Below are 16965 nucleotides of genomic sequence, written 5' to 3' on the forward strand. Positions count from 1 at the left end.
TGCGTCGCGCCAGAGGTATGGCGGTTCGCATTCTCGCTGCCATTCTTCTCGTTATTTTGCTACGTCGGCTGCAACGCTTCCAGACAAAGGCCTATCTCCATGTCCCTGTCCGATGACAGCCGCTATCTCAAAGGCGGTCCGGTCGCCCAGCGCATCATCGCCTCGGTGCGCGAGGATGCAGCGATCGCCACCGCAGAAGGTTTTCCGCCCAAACTGATATCGATCACCGTCGGCGACACCGCTGCAGTCGATGTCTATGTCCGCAACCAGCGCGCCAAGGCGGCATTGGCCGGTATCGGCTTCGAGGAAAGGCGGTTTGCCGCCGACATCACCGCCGGCGAACTCGAAGCAGCGATCCACGGTCTTAATGCCGATCCGCGCGTCACCGGTATCATCATCCAGCGGCCGGTGCCGGTGCATATCCCGATCAAGACGCTTCAGGCGGCGGTGCATCCGCTCAAGGATGTCGAGGGCATGCATCCGGCTTCGATCGGCAACATCGTTTACAATCAGCTAGACCTTGCACCGTGCACGGCCGCCGCTTCGGTCGAACTGCTCAAGGAGACCGGTCTCGATCTCAAGGGGCTTGAGGTCGTCATCGTCGGTCACTCCGAGATCGTCGGCAAGCCGATCGCCTTCCTGCTGATGAGCGAGGGCGCGACAGTGACGGTCTGCCATCACATGACGCGTTCGGTGGCAGCACACGCGCGGCGTGCCGATGCGCTGTTCGTCGCCGTCGGCAAGCCGCGGCTGATCAAGGCCGACATGGTAAAGCCGGGTGCGGCCGTCATCGACATCGGTATCAATGCCGAGATCGGACCGGACGGGGAGAGCCGCATCGTCGGCGACGTCGACGCCGAGAGCGTCAAGGAAGTGGCGTCCTGGATCACGCCGGTGCCGGGCGGCGTCGGCCCGATCACCGTGGCGATTCTTTTGCGCAACACGATGGTGGCGCTGAGCCGCCAGCGCGCACGTTATCAGGCGACCTACGGGGCTGCGGACAAGTTGGCGGCGGAATAGGCACGTAGCGGACGGCCCACTCACCCAGCCTCCGCTTCGCTCGCCTGACCTCTCCCCGAGGGGAGAGGAGGTTTGCCAGCGCCAACCTCTTCTCCCCAGCGGGGAGAAGGTGGCCGCGAAGCGGCCGGATGAGGGGGCTCGCCTCAGAACTGTCCCATCACTCCGCTGCCACGACCGACCTGTCTATCGGAACGCCCTCGGGCTTCGGTCCGCCATAGGCCCAGTCGAGCAGTTTTATCGTATGCATCACCGGCAGCTTGGCGACAGAGGCGAGCTGGGTGATGCAGCCGATGTTGCCGGTGGCGACGATTTCAGCATCCGTCGCCTCGATATTCCTGACTTTGCGGTCACGCAGCTGAGCCGAAATCTCCGATTGCAGGATATTGTAGGTCCCGGCCGAGCCGCAGCACAGATGCCCTTCGCGCGGCTCGCGCACGACGAAGCCGGCTCTGGCGAGAAGCTCCTTGGGCTGACGGGTGATTTTTTGGCCGTGCTGCATCGAGCAGGCGGAGTGATAGGCGACGATGGTGCCGGGCTTGCGCACCGGCTCGGGCAGATCGAGGCTTGCCAGATATTCGGTGATGTCCTTGGCCAGCGCCGACACGCGCGCTGCCTTTTCGGCATAGTCCGGATCGAGGCGTAGCATGAAACCGTAGTCCTTGATCGTGGTGCCGCAGCCGGACGCGGTGATGACGATGGCATCCAGCCCGCCCTGGTCGATCGCGCGTGTCCAGGCATCGACATTGCGCCTGGCCGAGGCAAGGGCTGCCTCCTCGCGGCCCATGTGATGCACCAGCGCGCCGCAGCAGCCCTCACCCTCGGGAACCACGACCTCGACGCCCAACCGCGTCAGCAGCGCGATCGTCGTGTCGTTGATGCCGGGATCGAGCACGGACTGTGCGCAGCCGGTGAGAATGGCGACGCGGCCGTTTTTTGCTGCGCCCTGCCCGGCATGGATGCCCGGCGAAGCCATTGGCGAGGCCGCAGAAACCGACGCGGGGGCGAGCTTGAGCATCGCGCCCAGCGGCTTCAGCGCCGGGATCTTTTCGAACAGACCGGCGAATGGCTGCGCGAGCCTCGCCAGCTTGAGCGCAGCGCGAAAGCGCGAGGGGTAAGGCAGGACGAAGGCCAGCATGGTGCGCGTCAGGCGATCGGGCAGCGGGCGCTTGTAGGTTTCCTCGATATGGGCACGGGCGTGGTCGACCAGATGCATGTAGTTGACGCCCGACGGGCAGGTGGTCATGCAGGCGAGGCAGGACAGGCAGCGGTCGATATGGGTGACGATCTCCTTGTCGGCGGGACGACCGTTCTCCAGCATGTCCTTGATCAGGTAAATCCGCCCACGCGGCGAATCCAGCTCGTTGCCGAGCGTCACGTAGGTCGGGCAGGTGGCCGTGCAGAAGCCGCAATGCACGCATTTGCGCAGGATCTTCTCCGATTCCGCGACATGCGGATCGGCAAGCTGAGCAAGTGAAAAATTGGTCTGCACGCAAAAATCCTATAATCCCAAGAACCAGCTTTCCGGGTCTTTGACCGGCTCGCCGCGCTGCAGCGCCTGCAGGCCGAGAATGCAGCGGGCAATGAACCAGACGGCGACGGCGAACATCAGCACGACGCCTATCGCCACCATCATCAGCACAACCGAAATCAGGGCATAAAGCAGGCCGATCCAGAAGGTACGGATCAGGAAGGTGTAGTGGCTCTCGACGAAGCCGCCAGCCTTGCCGCGATTGATATAGGCCAGAACGATGCCGACAATTCCGGTGACGCCGATGACGAGGCTGGCGAGATAAAGGATGTAGATGACCAGTGCGTTGGTCGAACCCGGCTTCAGCCAGCGGTCGGTCTGGCGCGGTGCGGGCTTATTGGACTCAGCCGGGCCTGAATCAGTGGGGCCTGGATTGATGTCGCTCATGATGCTGCTCCCTCGGTTGCCGGGCCAAGAGTAGCAGAGCCTGCAGCCGGCGCCATACGGCCAGGATTGAGTATATTCTTGGGATCGAATTCGGCTTTGAGCCTGGCCGACAACGCTGCCAGTTGCGGCGCCTGTGGCTCGAACACCGGCAAAGCGGCGCGATGCGAAGGCGCGGCGCGCACCAGCGTCGCGTGGCCGCCGCCATACTGTCTCACCAGTCCGCGCAGAAGATCGGCTTCGGGATCGCCATGCTCCATGCGCAGCCAGATCAGTCCGCCCTGCCAGTCATAGAAGGCATCGACGGCCGCCTGCATGCGCAGCGCCAGCACCATCTGGTGGCCTTGCGCCGGCGCCATCGACACGCGCCACACCGGCTTTTCCAGGCCGTCGAAAGGCGCGCAGTCTCTGATGTCGCGCCAGACGGAATGCGAGATCTCGCCCGAGATTTCCTCGAGCGGGCCGGCATTTCGGAGCAGGTCTTTCAGCGCGGCAATGCGGTAGGCGACCGACGGCCCGAACCCCTCGACGCGCAGCAATGTCGCCGCGTCGCTGCCGAGACTGCCGCCCGCGACCCGCGCGGCGACGCGTTCGGGAAGATGGGCGGCGCTCGATACTTCCGCACTGGAGCCGAGCGCCAGCGCCATGGCGGCTGCGGCACGGTCGTCGAGCAGGCCGCGCACAGCCAGCGTGACTTCGGTCTCGGCCGATGGCAGCACCTTGAAGGTGACATCGGTGAGGACGGCAAGCGTGCCCCAGCTGTTGGCCATGAGCTTGGAGAGGTCATAGCCGGTGACGTTCTTGACCACGCGGCCGCCGGACTTGAAGGCTTCGCCGCGACCGGAAACCGCTGCTATGCCGAGAATATGGTCGCGCGCCGCCCCGGCCTTCAGCCGGCGCGGGCCGCAAAGGTTCGCGGCCAGCACGCCGCCGATCGTGCCTTTTCCCCATTCGCCGCCGAGCAGCGGGCCATAGTCCAGCGGCTCGAAGGCAAGCTGCTGGCCGTTTTCGGCAAGCAGGCTTTCGATGTCGGCGAGCGGCGTGCCGGCTTTGGCCGACAGCACCAGTTCGGCCGGCTCATAGAGCGTCACGCCGGACAGCTTCGACAAGTCGAGCGTGTGCTCGGTCTGCAGCGGACGGCCGATACCGCGCTTGGAACCGTGGCCGAGGATTTCCAGCGGCGAGTCTTCGGCGGCGGCCCAGGCAACGGTGGAGAGGACTTCTGCGGCGGTGGCGGGGGTGAAGGTGGTCATGGCTATTTCCTCGCCGCCGCCAAGCGGGGGAGAGCAGATCGGCCGAGTTCCTTCGCGCCCCCCTCTGTCCTGCCGGACATCTCCCCCACAAGGGGAGAGATTGGCAGCTTCGTGGACGGCACTCTTCCTGCAACGTTGGCGATTGCCGAAAGCGAAAATGACGGCCAATCTCCCTCCCTGTGGGGGAGATGTCCGGCAGGACAGAGGGGGGCGCGAAGGAACGCCGACATGGCGAGGCGAGACCCCATCACTTCAAAACCTCGGAATGTCCGGAAACGCCGTCTGGCCGCGATGCACGTGCATGCGTCCGAGCTCGGCGCAGCGGCGCAGCTGCGGAAACACCTTGCCCGGGTTGAGCAGATGGTTGGGGTCGAAAGCGCATTTGACCCGCATCTGCTGGTCGAGGTCGATCTGGTTGAACATTTCCGGCATCAGGTCGCGCTTCTCCACCCCTACCCCGTGCTCGCCGGTCAGCACGCCGCCGACCTTGACGCAGAGCCGCAGGATGTCGGCGCCGAAGCTTTCCGCCTTGTCGAGCTCGCCCGGCATATTGGCGTCATAGAGGATGAGCGGATGCAGATTGCCGTCGCCGGCATGGAAGACATTGGCGACGCCGAGCCCGTATTTCTCGGAGAGCTCGCGCATGCCGGCGAGCACGCGCGGCAGTTCCTTGCGCGGGATGGTGCCGTCCATGCAGTAATAGTCGGGTGAGATGCGGCCGACCGCCGGGAAGGCTGCCTTGCGGCCGGCCCAGAAGCTCAGCCGCTCCTGCTCCGACTGCGAAATGCGGCAGGTGGTCGAGCCATTCCTGTAGGCGATGGCTTCGACAAGGCCGATCAAATGATCGACCTCGACCCCCGGCCCGTCGAGCTCGACGATCAACAGCGCCTCGACGTCGAGGGGATAGCCGGCATGGACGAAATCCTCGGCCGCGTGGATCGCCGGACGGTCCATCATCTCCATGCCACCCGGGATGATGCCGGCGCCAATGATGTCGGCGACGCATTGGCCGCCCTGCTCGCTGGTCGGGAAGCCGATCAAAAGCGCGCGCGCCGTTTCCGGCTTCTTCAGGATGCGCACGGTGACCTCGGTGACGACGCCGAGAAGGCCCTCGGAACCGGTCATGACCCCGAGCAGGTCATAACCTTCCGCGTCGAGATGCTTGCCGCCGAGCCGTACCACCTCGCCATTCATCAGCACCATCTCGATGCCGAGCACGTTGTTGGCGGTGAGGCCGTATTTCAGGCAATGCACGCCGCCTGAATTCTCCGCGACATTGCCGCCGATCGAGCAGGCGATCTGGGAGGATGGATCGGGGGCGTAGTAAAAGCCGTCCTGCTCGACGGCGGTGGTGATGCCGAGATTGGTGACGCCCGGCTGAGCGACGACGATGCGGTTGGGAAAATCGATCTCGAGAATGCGGCTGAAGCGGCTCATGACCAGCAACACGGCATCTTCGAGCGGCAGCGCCCCGCCGGACAAAGACGTGCCTGAACCGCGCGGCACGACGCGGATGTTGCGGTCGTTGCAATATTTCAGGACGCGCGAGACCTGCGCCACCGTTTCGGGCAGCACCACGACCAGCGGCAATTGCCGATAGGCGGTGAGGCCATCGCTCTCGAAGGCGCGCATTGAATTGGCAGCGTCGACGACGCCTTCGCCCGGCACGATGATGCGCATATCGGCGACGATCTCGTCGCGCCGGCGCATCGTGGCGTCGTCTGGCTTCGGCATCAGCAGGCCGGACATCAGCAGCCTCCTTCGATTGACTGGTAAAAATGTTTTACCAGCGGCGGGTGCGTGTTGCAAATCCTGCTTTGGCCGAAAATCGAGCGCCGACACCTGCACCGCCTTCCGTTGGCATCTGCCGCTGCAGTTTACCCTCTCCCTTGTTTGGACCAGGACATCGCGAACAGGTGTGCGAGGACATCGCGAACAGTTTGCGCGCTTTGCACCGGGAGGTTCGAGATGCCATTCGAGGACGCGAGCGCGATGTCCCCGGTCCAAACACCCCCTTGTAGGGAGGGTCGCGAACGAAGTGAGCGGGTGGGGGTCGGCGAGAGGGACGCGCTTTATGAGCACCCCCACCCCGTTTCGCAAACTTCGCTTCGCTCAGCTTGCTCGCCGACCCTCCCCACAAGGGGGAGGATAAGGCTTTTACTCCGCCGCCTGCTTGGCGGGTTCGGAGTGCAGGCGGCGGACACGGCGCACGCCCCACCAGACGAGCAGGATGGCAAGCGGCACCGAGGCAGCGGTGACGACCTCCGGCGCGAAGGCATGGCCGAAGATCGAGGCGCCCTTGGCGACGTAGCCGATGAGACCGACGACGTAGTAGGAGACGGCGGCCACCGAGAGCCCTTCCACCGTCTGCTGCAGGCGCAGTTGCAGGCGGGCGCGGTTGTTCATCGACGCCAGCAGATCGCGGTTCTGCTTCTCGACTTCGACGTCGACCCAGGTGCGCAGCAGCGTGGTGGCGCGGGTGAGCTTCGTCGACAGATTGGCCTGACGCTCCTCGACCGAACGGCAGGTGCGCATGGCGGGGGCGACGCGACGCTGCAGGAACCCGCCCCAGGTGTCGTAGCCGGGCACCGCCTCCTCCTCCAGCGCCTCCAGCCGTTCGCGGACGATGCCGTCATAAGCGCGGCTGGCGCCGAAGCGATAGAGGCTGGAGGCTGCATCGGCCTCCAGCTCGGCGGCAAGCTCGGTGAGGTCGGCAAGCAGCGTCTGGCTGTCGCGGGTTTCGGCGACTTTCATTTCCAGTGTGGTCTGCGCCAGTCTGTCCTCAATGCGGCGCGCGCGACCGGACAGCATTAGCGCCAGCGGCAGGCCAAGCATCGCCAGCGTGCGGTAGGTTTCGATATCGATCAGCCGCTGCGCCAGCGCGCCGGTGCGTGCCGGCGTCAGGCCGCGGTCGAGCACCAGCATGCGGGTCATGCCGTCACCGTCCTGGCGGAAATCGGTGACGATGGCGGCGTTGCCGCGCTCGACCAGCGAATAGCACAGGCTGGTCGGGTCGAAGCTGGCGATCAGCTTTTCGCTCGCCTGCGTCCATTTGCGGATTTCGAGCCTGATGCCGGAAATCACCGTTCCCGGCGGCGAAAAGCCGTGGCCGAAAGGCGAATCTTCCTGGCGCTGGCCCCTCTCGGATAGCGGTCCTTCCCACAGATAGGTGGAGAATTCCGTGTGCCGTTCCCAGCGCAGCGAGCCCTTGCCCCACTTCATCGCGTGGTGGCGGGCATGAGGGTCGGGCGCGGCGATGCCGAGGCGCCGCGACAGTTCGGAAAGCGCGGCGTGATCGACGCTAGACCCAGCTTCGGTCATGAAGGAAAGCTGCACCAGAACGCGCGGTTTTTCGACCAGCGGATGCGGACGGGCGTGAACCTCGCCGAGCGCGCCAGGCCGTCCCTCATGCGCGGGAAAGCCCATGACGCTGCCCTCAACGCGGGGCTGAAATTTGAGATTGGACGGATCATTTGCCACGGCTGGTCCCCCGGGCCTGGTGCTATCGCGTCCCTCTAGAGCCAATTGCCAAGGGACGCAAACGACAAGTTAGCCGAAAGCGATATGCCGCGGCGACGTTAAACCCGGCCAAACCGACGAATTGGATAAATAATTTGACCAGTTGGTGACACTGGCTTTATCCTGCGCGACACCGGTTCAATCCCCAGGCCATCCCCGTTGAGCGACATTTTCTCCAGGATCGAGCATTCCCGCACCGCCCACGAGGTGGTGCAGCAGATCGAGAGCCTGATCCTCGAAGGCGTTCTGCGCACCAGCGACAGGCTGCCGGGCGAGCGCGAGCTGGCACGCCGGTTCGAGGTGTCGCGGCCGATCCTGCGCGACGCGCTAAAGGCGCTGGAAGGACGCGGACTTTTGACGACGCGGCCCGGCGGCGGCACCCATGTCGCCGACGTCATCGGCCAGCTGTTCACCAAGCCGGTGACGGACCTGATCTCGATGCACCCCAAGGCGGCGACCGACTATCTGGAATACCGCCGCGAGATCGAAGCGGTGGCGGCCGAATACGCGGCGCGGCGAGCCACATCCGACGATCTGGCGTTGCTCGACCGCATCATGGCGCGTATGGACGAGGCGCATCGGACCGGCAACTTCGACGACGAGGCGGAAATCGACGTCGAGTTCCACCACGCGATCTGCGAATGCGCGCACAACATCATCCTCCTGCACACGCTGCGCTCGTGCTACCGGCTGCTGTCGGAGGGCGTCTTCCAGAACCGGCTCTTGGTGTTCAACGTGCCGGGCGCGCGCGAAGCGCTGCTTTCGCAGCACCGGGCGATCTACGCGGCGGTCAAGGCCGGCGATCCGGCGGCCGCACGGCAGGCGGCGATGGACCACATCACCCATGTCGAACGCACCATGGCCGAGGCCGAGCGTAGCGGCGACTGGCAGCGTGTGTCGCGGCTGAGACTGATGCAGCGCTCAGAGGCCGGCGACAGCGAGCCGGCAAGAAAACGCTCGTGAGCGCTGGCTAAGAAAAATCAACAACGACGAATTAGCGAACAACCAGCGGGAAGCCCATGAGCATGATCCTCACCATCGCCGATCTCAAGGACTTGGCGCGCCGCCGCGTGCCGAAGATGTTCTTCGACTATGTCGATTCCGGTGGATGGACCGAAAGCACCTACCGGGCCAATGAGGAGGATTTCCAAAAGTTCAAATTCCGCCAGCGCGTGCTGGTCGACATGAGTAACCGCTCGCTGGAATCGACCATGATCGGCGAGAAGGTGGCGATGCCGGTGGCGCTGGCGCCGACCGGCATGACCGGCATGCAGCACCCCGACGGCGAGATGCTGGCGGCGCAGGCGGCGGAGGAATTCGGCGTTCCGTTCACGCTGTCGACGATGAGCATCTGCTCGATCGAGGATGTCGCATCGGTGACCAAGAAGCCGTTCTGGTTCCAGCTCTATGTGCTCCGCGATAAGGATTTCGTCCTGAATCTCATCGACAGAGCGAAGGCGGCGAAATGCTCGGCGCTGGTGCTGACGCTCGATCTGCAGATCCTCGGCCAGCGCCATAAGGATATCCGCAACGGGCTGTCGGCGCCGCCGCGCTTCACGCCGAAACACATCTGGCAGATGGCGACCAGGCCGGGCTGGTGCGTCGGCATGGCCGGTACCCAGCGCCGGACGTTCCGCAACATCGTCGGCCACGCCAAGGGCGTCGGCGACCTCACCTCGCTGTCCTCATGGACGACGGAGCAATTCGATCCGCATCTGTCGTGGAAGGACGTTGCCTGGATCAAGGAACGCTGGGGCGGCAAGCTGATCCTGAAGGGCATCCTCGACAAGGAAGACGCGCTGATGGCGGCCAAGACCGGCGCCGACGCGATCATCGTCTCCAATCATGGCGGACGCCAGCTCGACGGTGCGCCGTCGTCGATCGAGGTGTTGGAAGAGATCGCCGACGCGGTCGGCGACACGATCGAAGTGCATATGGATGGCGGCATCCGCTCGGGCCAGGACGTTCTGAAGGCGCTGTGCCTCGGCGCCAAGGGCACCTATATCGGCCGGCCTTTCCTTTACGGCCTCGGCGCACTCGGCAAGGATGGCGTTACCAAAACCTTGGAAATCATTCGCAAAGAGATGGACATAACGCTGGCACTGTGCGGAAAGCGTCTGGTAACCGACATGGGCAAGGATCAGCTTCGGCGTTAGACTCCCGTGACGGCATGATCACGGAGATGGACGCATTGACTGCCCCCGGCATCCACTTTCTCGACGCGCGCGGACCGGAAGGCATGCGCATCTATGCGGTCGGCGACGTGCATGGCCGGCTCGACCTGCTCGCCGCCATGTACCGCCGGATTGCGGCCGAGATCAGCGAGGCGCGGCCGGCCGACTGGCGCGTCGTCCATCTCGGCGACTATGTCGACCGCGGCCCGGACTCCAAGGGCGTCCTCGATTTCCTGATCGAAGTGCGAAAGCGCGACCCGCGCCACCTGATGCTCACCGGCAACCACGACATCGGCTTTCTCGACTTTCTCGATAGCCCTGATCCGGACGGGCTTTTCATACGCTATGGCGGTATCCAGACCGCGCAATCCTATGGCGTGGCGATCAATGAAGGCGGCGGCGCGTGGTTTGGCAGATCCGAGGCGGCGCTGCGGCAAGGCCATGCGGCGCTGGTCGAGGCCGTGCCGAAAAGCCATGTCGACTTCCTGCAGTCGCTGCCGTTTTCACTGACGTTCGGTGACTTCTTCTTCTGCCATGCCGGCATCCGGCCAGGCATTGCGCTGGAAAGTCAGAGCACCCAGGACCTGATCTGGATCCGCGATGTCTTCCACAACCATTCCGGCCTCCATCCGAAGATCGTGGTGCATGGCCACACGCCGGTGCCGGAGGCGGAGGTGATGGTCAACCGCGTCAATATCGACACGCTCGCCTACCAGACTGGGAATCTCAGCGCGCTCGTCGTCGACGGCGCCGACAAGCGTATCCTGGTCGTGTCAGGTGAGAAGGCTTAAAGCGCGTCGCGCTTCAAGTCTTTGTTTTAGCGAAGCGCGGCGGTGACGCCGTAGCCGTCGACAGCGTTGTGGTTGTTGGCTGCGTCGCCGGCGTAGGTGCCGAAGCCGCACAACACGATGGCCGACAACATGACAAAGGACAGAAGCGCTGCTTTCACGGACGTCATCTCTTGTTGAGCTTTCTGCATCTGTGCACGAGGCGGGTTACGAATGGGTTGAAACGGAAAATGCGTCTCAAGGTTTCGACGATTTCGCGCTTCTAGGCGGTTTCTGTATCGGCGGTGTGTCGCGCGAGTGACACAAAAGGTTCATCGCGTTGCACGGACGATGCAGAGCGCGTGCCTTCTAGGGTGGCGGGCGGTCACAAGCCAAGGAGGAAACATGCCGTCCACAGCGGATTTTTACCGGCGTGCCAAAAATGCAACGTCGGGTACTGACAAGCCGTCAGATCGTCCCCACCCAGGCGCGGGCGATGGCCAGCCCGGCGGCATCGGCATCCGCTCCGTGATCGGCCATTTCGTCGTCCAGCCGGTCGCTCCAGTCAGGGTGTCGTTCGGCAATGAGCGATGCGAAGGATGTGCTCCAGTCGCGGACCATCGGCCGGTCCGCCTCGAAATGGAACTGAAAGCCATACACGGCGCGGCCGATGCGAAACGCCTGGTTCTCGGCGATTTCGTTGCCGGCGAGCCGCACGGCATGTTCAGGCAAGACAAAGGTGTCGTCGTGCCATTCGAAGATGGGAAAATTTTCGGGCAGCGCGGCGAGCACCGGATCGGCCTTCGCCGCCGGGGTAAGCGAGACCTTGTGCCAGCCGAATTCGGAGGCGCCGCCAATCCGGTTCTCGCCGCCGAAGGCACGCGCGACCAGTTGGCTGCCAAGGCAGATACCGAGCACGGCGCGATCCTTGTTCGCAAAATCGCGCGTCAGGTCGAGCAGTTCAGGGAAATACGGGCAAATCTCGTCGTCCAGCGCATTCTGGGCGCCGCCGAGCACGACCATGGCGTCGTGCGCATCGCTGTCCTGCGGCAGCGTCTCGCCACAATAGGGCCGGCGCAGGTCGATATCGGCGCCCGCCTCGACCAGCGCTGCGCCGATCTGGCCAAGGCCCTCACTGTCGAAATTCTGGACCACCAGCACCCGCATCGAAAAACCTGCTGACACGAAAATGATGTGACGAGCGATATCATGCCATCATCATTCCAGCCAAGATGCGCATTCGAGGAGAAACCTATGCCACTGCAGAATCGGGTCGACCCGTTCGGCGTCCTCCACGCCGTGCCGGAGCGCGGCCTGTTCATGGGCAATCGCGGCATCATCCATGACCCCGAAACGAAGACGCTGCTGAGAAAGCGTTGGGCGCTGCATGCCTGGATCATCTGCGTCTGCGAATTCCGCGACGTGCGGCGCGAGCCGATGGGCCGAAACAGGCAAAGCGACGACCAGTTCGGTGGCAAGGCTGGCTGGACCGAATTGTTTTTCCTGGACGAAGTGACCGCGCTCTCGGCCGGGCATCGGCCTTGCTTCTTCTGCCGGCGCGAGCGGGCGAGCGAATTCGTCCAGCGCTTCGGCGTGGCCTTCGGCATTGCCGAGCCGCGCGCACCGCAGGTCGACAAGCGGCTGCATAAGGAGCGGCTGGCGTCGGGTGGGCGGGCACCGGTCATATCCGCAGAAGATCTTGCCCGGCTGCCGGACGGCGCCATGGTGGCGGACGGCGGCAACGCCTATGCGATGCGCGGCGGCCAGGTATTGCGCTGGTCGTTCGCCGGCTATGGCGAGCCGGTGGGGTTCGGCGGTTTTGCCGACCGTCCAATCCGCCTGCTCACGCCGGCAACCACTGTTTCCGTGCTGAGGCAAGGCTACAAACCGGTCTGGCATCCCTCGGCCGAGGCTTGACGCCAAGAGCCGGCTCGCCCATTCCTCGGCGATGCGCTCCAATTACAAGATGCAGCGGCTGTTCGTGCCGGACGACCTCGGACCGGATGCCGAGTTCGAGGCGAGACTGCAGCAGGGCCACTACCTGATGCATGTGCTGCGGCTCGGCGAAGGGGCCGAAGTCCTGTTGTTCAACGGCCGCGACGGCGAATGGTCGGCGGCAATCGCCGCGAAATCCAAAAAGACGGTACGCCTGAAGGTGCTGGCCTTACAGCGGCCGCAGCCGCCGCTGCCCGATCTCGTCTACTGCTTTGCGCCGATAAAGCAGGGTCGGCTCGATTATCTGGTGCAGAAGGCGGTCGAGATGGGCGCCGGCATCCTGCAACCGGTCATCACCCAGCACACGCAAGTGGCAAAGCCCGGCATCGAACGCCTGCGCGCCAATGTCGTCGAGGCCGCCGAACAATGCGGCATCCTGGCGGTGCCGGACCTGCGCGAAGCGGAAAAATTCGAACCCCTGCTGGCCGGCTGGGACAAGGAGCGGCGGTTGATCTTCTGCGACGAGGATGCCTCCACCAACAATCCCCTGCCCGCGCTGCAAGCGGTACGGGAGAAGAAGTTCGGGCTGCTGGTCGGGCCCGAGGGTGGATTTTCCGACGAGGAACGAAGGATACTGAGGGCGCTGCCTTTCGTAACCGCCATTCCGCTCGGGCCGCGCATCCTGCGCGCCGACACGGCTGCGGTGGCGGCACTGGCGGTGATGCAGGCGACAATCGGGGATTGGTGATCAATCCGGTTGACCTGTGGCTCAGGATTTTTCGCTTGATCGCCTACTGACATTTCGTCCATCTAGCGCCGGCGGTCGTCCGACCGCTACAGAGGACTTGTAATGGCGCGCGACACAACCGATTTCCGGCCGATCGAAGGCGTCGACGAGCTTGTCGAGCATCTGGCTGAAGGCAACAAGCCGCGCGACAAATGGCGCATCGGCACCGAACACGAGAAATTCCCGTTCTATGTCGACGGCAACGCGCCGGTGCCCTATGGCGGTGATCACGGCATCCGCGCCATTCTCGAAGGGATGCAGGAAAAACTCGGTTGGGATCCGATCATGGATGCCGGTCGCATCATCGGCCTGGTCGAGCCGACCGGCCAGGGCGCGATTTCGCTGGAGCCCGGCGGCCAGTTCGAACTGTCCGGCGCGCCGCTGGAGACGATCCACCAGACCTGCCGCGAAGGCAATGCGCATCTGGCGCAGGTGCGCGAGATCGCCGAGCCGATGGGCATACGCTTCCTCGGCCTCGGCGGCAGCCCGAAATGGTTATTGGCCGAGACGCCGAAAATGCCTAAGTCGCGCTACGAGATCATGACGCGCTACATGCCCAAGGTCGGCACCAAGGGCCTCGACATGATGTACCGCACCTGCACCATCCAGGTGAATCTCGATTTTGAGAGCGAGGCCGACATGCGCCGCAAGATGCAGGTGTCGCTGAAGCTGCAGCCGCTGTCGACGGCGCTGTTCGCCAACTCGCCCTTCACCGAGGGCCGGCCCAACGGATTTCAGAGTTGGCGCGGCGACATCTGGCGCGACACCGACAACCAGCGCTCGGGCCTGCTCGAATTCTGCTTCTCGCCCGACTTCGGCTTCGCCGACTATGTCGAATGGGCGCTCGACGTGCCGATGTACTTCGTCATCCGCGACGGCCAATACCACGACATGACACACGTCACCTTCCGCCAGTTCATGGCAGGTGCGGCCCGCAATGAGATACCCGACGGGCTGCCGACGATGGGCGATTGGGCGAACCATCTGTCGACGCTGTTCCCCGACGTGCGATTGAAGCGTTTCCTTGAAATGCGCGGCGCCGATGGCGGACCGTGGCGGCGCATCTGCGCGCTGCCGGCCTTCTGGGTCGGCCTTCTCTATGACGCGACGGCGCTCGACGCGGCCGAGGCGCTGACCTCGAGCTGGAGCTATGAAGAGGTGCTGGCGATGCGCAACGCCGTGCCGGAACAGGGCATTTCGGCGCCGTTCCGCAACACGACACTGCGCGAGATCGCCCGCGACGTGCTCGTCGTCTCGCGCATGGGCCTAAAGAACCGCGGCCGCAAGAACCGCGACGGCTACGACGAAACGTCGTTCCTCAGCACGCTGGACGAAGTCGTCGCGCGCGGCACGACAAGCGCCGAGGAGCTGCTCTCAGCCTATCATACGCGCTGGGGCGGCTCGATCGAGCCGGTGTTCATGGAGTATGCGTATTAACCATTTGCTATCCGCTTGGCCGACAGCTCCGGAAATGGCGCTTCAATCAGTGATGGAAACGAATAGAGCGCCGCGCATCCTATTGGACGCGCAAAGGACGCTCTAACTCCCTTTAACCTACCGCTTCGTGCTTTCCGAAAATCGATTCCGATTTCCGGGCCGATGCGGTAGGCTCTCCTACGAGGATTTTCCCGAGGAGAGAACCAATGCCTTCCTTGTTCGACATTCTGACGCAGGCTCAGAACGGCAACGGCATGCAGGTCCTGGCCCAACAGTTCGGGCTTTCGCAGCAGCAAACGCAATCGGCAGTCGAGGCGCTGCTGCCGGCTTTTTCACAGGGGCTGAAGCGCAGCACGTCCGACCCTTACGGGCTCGGCGCGTTCATGACGGCAATGGCCAGCGGCCAGCACGCCAAATATTTCGAGGACGCAAGCCGGGCTTTCTCGCCGCAGGGCGTCGATGAAGGCAACGGCATTCTTGACCATCTGTTCGGCTCAAAAGACCTGTCCCGCGCCGTTGCCAGCCAGGCTGCGCAGGCGAGCGGCGTCAGCCAGCAGGTCCTGCAGCAGATGCTGCCGGTCGTGGCTTCGATGGTGATGGGCGGCCTGTTCAAGCAGACTACAAATCAGATGCAGGCAGCAGGCGGATTCGGCGGCGGCAGCAATCCGCTCGGCGAGATTATCGAGCAGATGATGCGGCAGGCCGGTGGAGGCGCACAGGCGCCGGCACCACAGCAGCGCCAGGCGCCGCAGCCCGGCCCGAAGGACAATCCATTCGGCAAGGTGCTGCAGGACATGTTCGGCGGCGCGCAGCATCCGCGAAACCAGCCGCAGCAGGCGCCCAATCCCTACGGCGACAATCCGCTCGGCAAGGTGCTGCAGGATATGTTCGGCGGCGGCGCGCAACAGCCGCAGCGCGAAGCGCCGCAGCAGCGCGAAGCGCCGCAGCCACAGGCCAATCCGAGCGGCAGGCCACGCAATCCGTTCGATGATTTGTTCGGCAAGATGTTCGAGGCGGGCGCGCAGCAGCGTGACGATTACCAGAAGGGCGTGGAATCGATTTTCGATCAGTTCAAGCGAGGCATGGATCGACAGTAGAGTGGCAAGCACCCGAGTCGAGATCCTGTGAGCAGAAGATTGGAGCAGATGCGCCGCAACCCTCGCGGTGACTGGTCAATATCGGATGTAAAGGCAGTTTGTGACGAGGCAGGCGTCCATTGTGTGCCGCCAAGATCCGGTGGTTCGCATTACAAGGTCTATCATTCAGCAATGCCCGACATTCTGACCGTGCCTTTCAAACGCCCCATCAAACCCGTATATATTCGAAAACTCGTGGCATTCATCGACGAGGCAAAGAGACATGACAGGCAAACTTGAATATCCGGTCGTCATCGCACCGCTGGCTACAGAAGACGGGGGCGGATTTTCGGCGCTGGTACCTGACCTGCCCGGCTGTATGAGCGATGGCGATACTCCTGAAGAGGCCATCGCGAACGTCCAGGACGCCATATCATCCTGGATAGAAGCCGCGCACGAAGTTGGTAGATCGATACCGCGGCCGTCGCGAAAGCTGGCCTTCGCCTGATTTCAAAAAGAAAAATGCCCGGTCCTTGTGAGAACCGGGCAGTGTGCAGGCGGGCCGGCGGGGAACCGGCAGGGAGTGGGAGCCTGCGAAGTCCTTTGACGCCGTGCCCCAAAGGGCAGGCAAACCGACGCGATCAGGCCACCTTGCGGGCGACATCCTCGATCGTTTCTGTGCGATCGGCTGCGATGATGCGAAGCCTCTCGGTTGGATCGCGGCCGAACGGAACCTCGATGGCGACGTGGAGATCGGCGCGCGTCAAGCCGATGTCGGCAAGTTCGGCGTCCGACATCTCGCCAAGGCGATAGAAGGCGCGGCGGTTTTTCCAGGCGCGATAGACGTTGGAGATGGTGTTGACCACGCGCGTCGCAATAGCCGGACGCGACGTGATGCGCGAAGTCTCGGTGGCGAAATCAAACGTAGCCATGTCAGTCTCCTTCATTCGAACGGACGAAGACGGGCATCGGCGCTGGCAACAGCAGCCGTTCCGGTCCCGATTCACATGCCGTCATGTGGACAGTCGTAAATTTGCCATCGTTCGATTGATTAATCCAACGAATGTTTCTAATCTTTAGCATCA

17 protein-coding genes are annotated in these 16965 nt (G+C 63.6%); 9 read left to right on the top strand and 8 right to left on the bottom strand.

Annotated elements, in window-relative coordinates; translation table 11 throughout:
• The first annotated feature begins 99 nt into the window (after positions 1-99).
• The gene (locus tag NKH36_RS09930; protein ID WP_352957690.1) at positions 100-1020 is read left to right on the top strand and encodes a bifunctional 5,10-methylenetetrahydrofolate dehydrogenase/5,10-methenyltetrahydrofolate cyclohydrolase; all 921 of its coding nucleotides are present in this window, start codon (positions 100-102) and stop codon (positions 1018-1020) included.
• A 157-nt stretch (positions 1021-1177) separates the two neighbouring features.
• Here NKH36_RS09930 and glcF read toward each other — a convergent pair whose 3' ends face one another.
• The 5 genes from glcF to NKH36_RS09955 all read right to left on the bottom strand — a co-directional run bounded on the left by glcF (position 1178) and on the right by NKH36_RS09955 (position 7665).
• The gene (glcF, locus tag NKH36_RS09935) at positions 1178-2509 is read right to left on the bottom strand and encodes a glycolate oxidase subunit GlcF (RefSeq protein WP_352957692.1); all 1332 of its coding nucleotides are present in this window, start codon (positions 2507-2509) and stop codon (positions 1178-1180) included.
• 9 nt (positions 2510-2518) lie between these two features.
• Positions 2519-2935 (bottom strand): DUF4870 family protein, encoded by a 417-nt coding sequence (locus NKH36_RS09940; protein ID WP_352957694.1) that lies wholly within the window; start codon positions 2933-2935, stop codon positions 2519-2521.
• Positions 2932-4185, bottom strand: coding sequence for an FAD-binding protein (locus tag NKH36_RS09945; RefSeq protein ID WP_352957696.1), 1254 nt, complete (start codon positions 4183-4185; stop codon positions 2932-2934). The genes NKH36_RS09940 and NKH36_RS09945 overlap by 4 nt, the downstream gene beginning before the upstream one ends.
• Positions 4186-4437: 252 nt before the next feature.
• On the bottom strand, positions 4438-5934 hold the full coding sequence (locus NKH36_RS09950; RefSeq protein ID WP_352957698.1) for an FAD-linked oxidase C-terminal domain-containing protein: 1497 nt from the start codon (positions 5932-5934) through the stop codon (positions 4438-4440).
• Positions 5935-6342: 408 nt separating this feature from the next.
• Complete coding sequence (locus NKH36_RS09955; protein ID WP_352957700.1) at positions 6343-7665, bottom strand: DUF3422 family protein; 1323 nt, start codon at positions 7663-7665, stop codon at positions 6343-6345.
• Between the two features lie 198 nt (positions 7666-7863).
• On the opposite strand from NKH36_RS09955, the gene NKH36_RS09960 reads away from it, so the two are divergent.
• The 3 genes from NKH36_RS09960 to NKH36_RS09970 are packed head-to-tail and all read left to right on the top strand — an operon-like array spanning position 7864 to position 10669.
• Positions 7864-8667, top strand: a complete 804-nt coding sequence (locus NKH36_RS09960) for a FadR/GntR family transcriptional regulator (RefSeq protein WP_352957702.1) — start codon at positions 7864-7866, stop codon at positions 8665-8667.
• A gap of 56 nt (positions 8668-8723) precedes the next feature.
• Complete coding sequence (locus NKH36_RS09965) at positions 8724-9860, top strand: alpha-hydroxy acid oxidase (RefSeq protein ID WP_352957704.1); 1137 nt, start codon at positions 8724-8726, stop codon at positions 9858-9860.
• Positions 9861-9895: 35 nt separating this feature from the next.
• Positions 9896-10669, top strand: coding sequence for a metallophosphoesterase (locus tag NKH36_RS09970; protein ID WP_352957844.1), 774 nt, complete (start codon positions 9896-9898; stop codon positions 10667-10669).
• Positions 10670-10695: 26 nt separating this feature from the next.
• Here the strand turns inward: NKH36_RS09970 and NKH36_RS09975 are convergent, their stop codons facing one another.
• Positions 10696-10827, bottom strand: coding sequence for a hypothetical protein (locus NKH36_RS09975; protein WP_258124092.1), 132 nt, complete (start codon positions 10825-10827; stop codon positions 10696-10698).
• A 286-nt stretch (positions 10828-11113) separates the two neighbouring features.
• Positions 11114-11812 carry a type 1 glutamine amidotransferase gene (locus NKH36_RS09980; protein WP_352957706.1) on the bottom strand — a complete coding sequence of 233 codons (699 nt, stop codon included), beginning with the start codon at positions 11810-11812 and terminating at the stop codon, positions 11114-11116.
• A gap of 87 nt (positions 11813-11899) precedes the next feature.
• On the opposite strand from NKH36_RS09980, the gene NKH36_RS09985 reads away from it, so the two are divergent.
• The 5 genes from NKH36_RS09985 to NKH36_RS10005 all read left to right on the top strand — a co-directional run bounded on the left by NKH36_RS09985 (position 11900) and on the right by NKH36_RS10005 (position 16388).
• Positions 11900-12562: a hypothetical protein gene (locus tag NKH36_RS09985; protein ID WP_352957708.1), complete on the top strand. Its 663-nt coding sequence runs from the start codon at positions 11900-11902 to the stop codon at positions 12560-12562.
• A 31-nt stretch (positions 12563-12593) separates the two neighbouring features.
• Positions 12594-13328 carry a 16S rRNA (uracil(1498)-N(3))-methyltransferase gene (locus tag NKH36_RS09990; protein ID WP_352957710.1) on the top strand — a complete coding sequence of 245 codons (735 nt, stop codon included), beginning with the start codon at positions 12594-12596 and terminating at the stop codon, positions 13326-13328.
• Positions 13329-13430: 102 nt separating this feature from the next.
• Positions 13431-14804, top strand: coding sequence for a glutamate--cysteine ligase (locus NKH36_RS09995; protein WP_352957712.1), 1374 nt, complete (start codon positions 13431-13433; stop codon positions 14802-14804).
• A gap of 206 nt (positions 14805-15010) precedes the next feature.
• Positions 15011-15901 (top strand): DUF937 domain-containing protein, encoded by an 891-nt coding sequence (locus tag NKH36_RS10000; RefSeq protein ID WP_352957714.1) that lies wholly within the window; start codon positions 15011-15013, stop codon positions 15899-15901.
• 262 nt (positions 15902-16163) lie between these two features.
• On the top strand, positions 16164-16388 hold the full coding sequence (locus tag NKH36_RS10005) for a type II toxin-antitoxin system HicB family antitoxin (protein WP_352957715.1): 225 nt from the start codon (positions 16164-16166) through the stop codon (positions 16386-16388).
• A gap of 133 nt (positions 16389-16521) precedes the next feature.
• Here NKH36_RS10005 and NKH36_RS10010 read toward each other — a convergent pair whose 3' ends face one another.
• Positions 16522-16812, bottom strand: coding sequence for a DUF1127 domain-containing protein (locus NKH36_RS10010; RefSeq protein ID WP_352957717.1), 291 nt, complete (start codon positions 16810-16812; stop codon positions 16522-16524).
• Positions 16813-16965 lie beyond the last annotated feature (153 nt).

This window comes from Mesorhizobium sp. M1312 (genome assembly GCF_040318115.1).
In the GTDB taxonomy this organism is placed as follows: Bacteria; Pseudomonadota; Alphaproteobacteria; order Rhizobiales; family Rhizobiaceae; genus Mesorhizobium.

What these genes read in the sequence shown, in the direction of transcription:
- NKH36_RS09930 (WP_352957690.1), top strand. Translation starts at nt 100, where the DNA reads ATGTCCCTGTCCGATGACAGCCGCTATCTCAAAGGCGGTCCGGTCGCC.
- NKH36_RS09940 (WP_352957694.1), bottom strand. Translation starts at nt 2,935, where the DNA reads ATGAGCGACATCAATCCAGGCCCCACTGATTCAGGCCCGGCTGAGTCC.
- NKH36_RS09945 (WP_352957696.1), bottom strand. Translation starts at nt 4,185, where the DNA reads ATGACCACCTTCACCCCCGCCACCGCCGCAGAAGTCCTCTCCACCGTT.
- NKH36_RS09950 (WP_352957698.1), bottom strand. Translation starts at nt 5,934, where the DNA reads ATGTCCGGCCTGCTGATGCCGAAGCCAGACGACGCCACGATGCGCCGG.
- NKH36_RS09965 (WP_352957704.1), top strand. Translation starts at nt 8,724, where the DNA reads ATGAGCATGATCCTCACCATCGCCGATCTCAAGGACTTGGCGCGCCGC.
- NKH36_RS09980 (WP_352957706.1), bottom strand. Translation starts at nt 11,812, where the DNA reads ATGCGGGTGCTGGTGGTCCAGAATTTCGACAGTGAGGGCCTTGGCCAG.
- NKH36_RS09985 (WP_352957708.1), top strand. Translation starts at nt 11,900, where the DNA reads ATGCCACTGCAGAATCGGGTCGACCCGTTCGGCGTCCTCCACGCCGTG.
- NKH36_RS09990 (WP_352957710.1), top strand. Translation starts at nt 12,594, where the DNA reads ATGCGCTCCAATTACAAGATGCAGCGGCTGTTCGTGCCGGACGACCTC.
- NKH36_RS09995 (WP_352957712.1), top strand. Translation starts at nt 13,431, where the DNA reads ATGGCGCGCGACACAACCGATTTCCGGCCGATCGAAGGCGTCGACGAG.
- NKH36_RS10000 (WP_352957714.1), top strand. Translation starts at nt 15,011, where the DNA reads ATGCCTTCCTTGTTCGACATTCTGACGCAGGCTCAGAACGGCAACGGC.
- NKH36_RS10005 (WP_352957715.1), top strand. Translation starts at nt 16,164, where the DNA reads ATGACAGGCAAACTTGAATATCCGGTCGTCATCGCACCGCTGGCTACA.
- NKH36_RS10010 (WP_352957717.1), bottom strand. Translation starts at nt 16,812, where the DNA reads ATGGCTACGTTTGATTTCGCCACCGAGACTTCGCGCATCACGTCGCGT.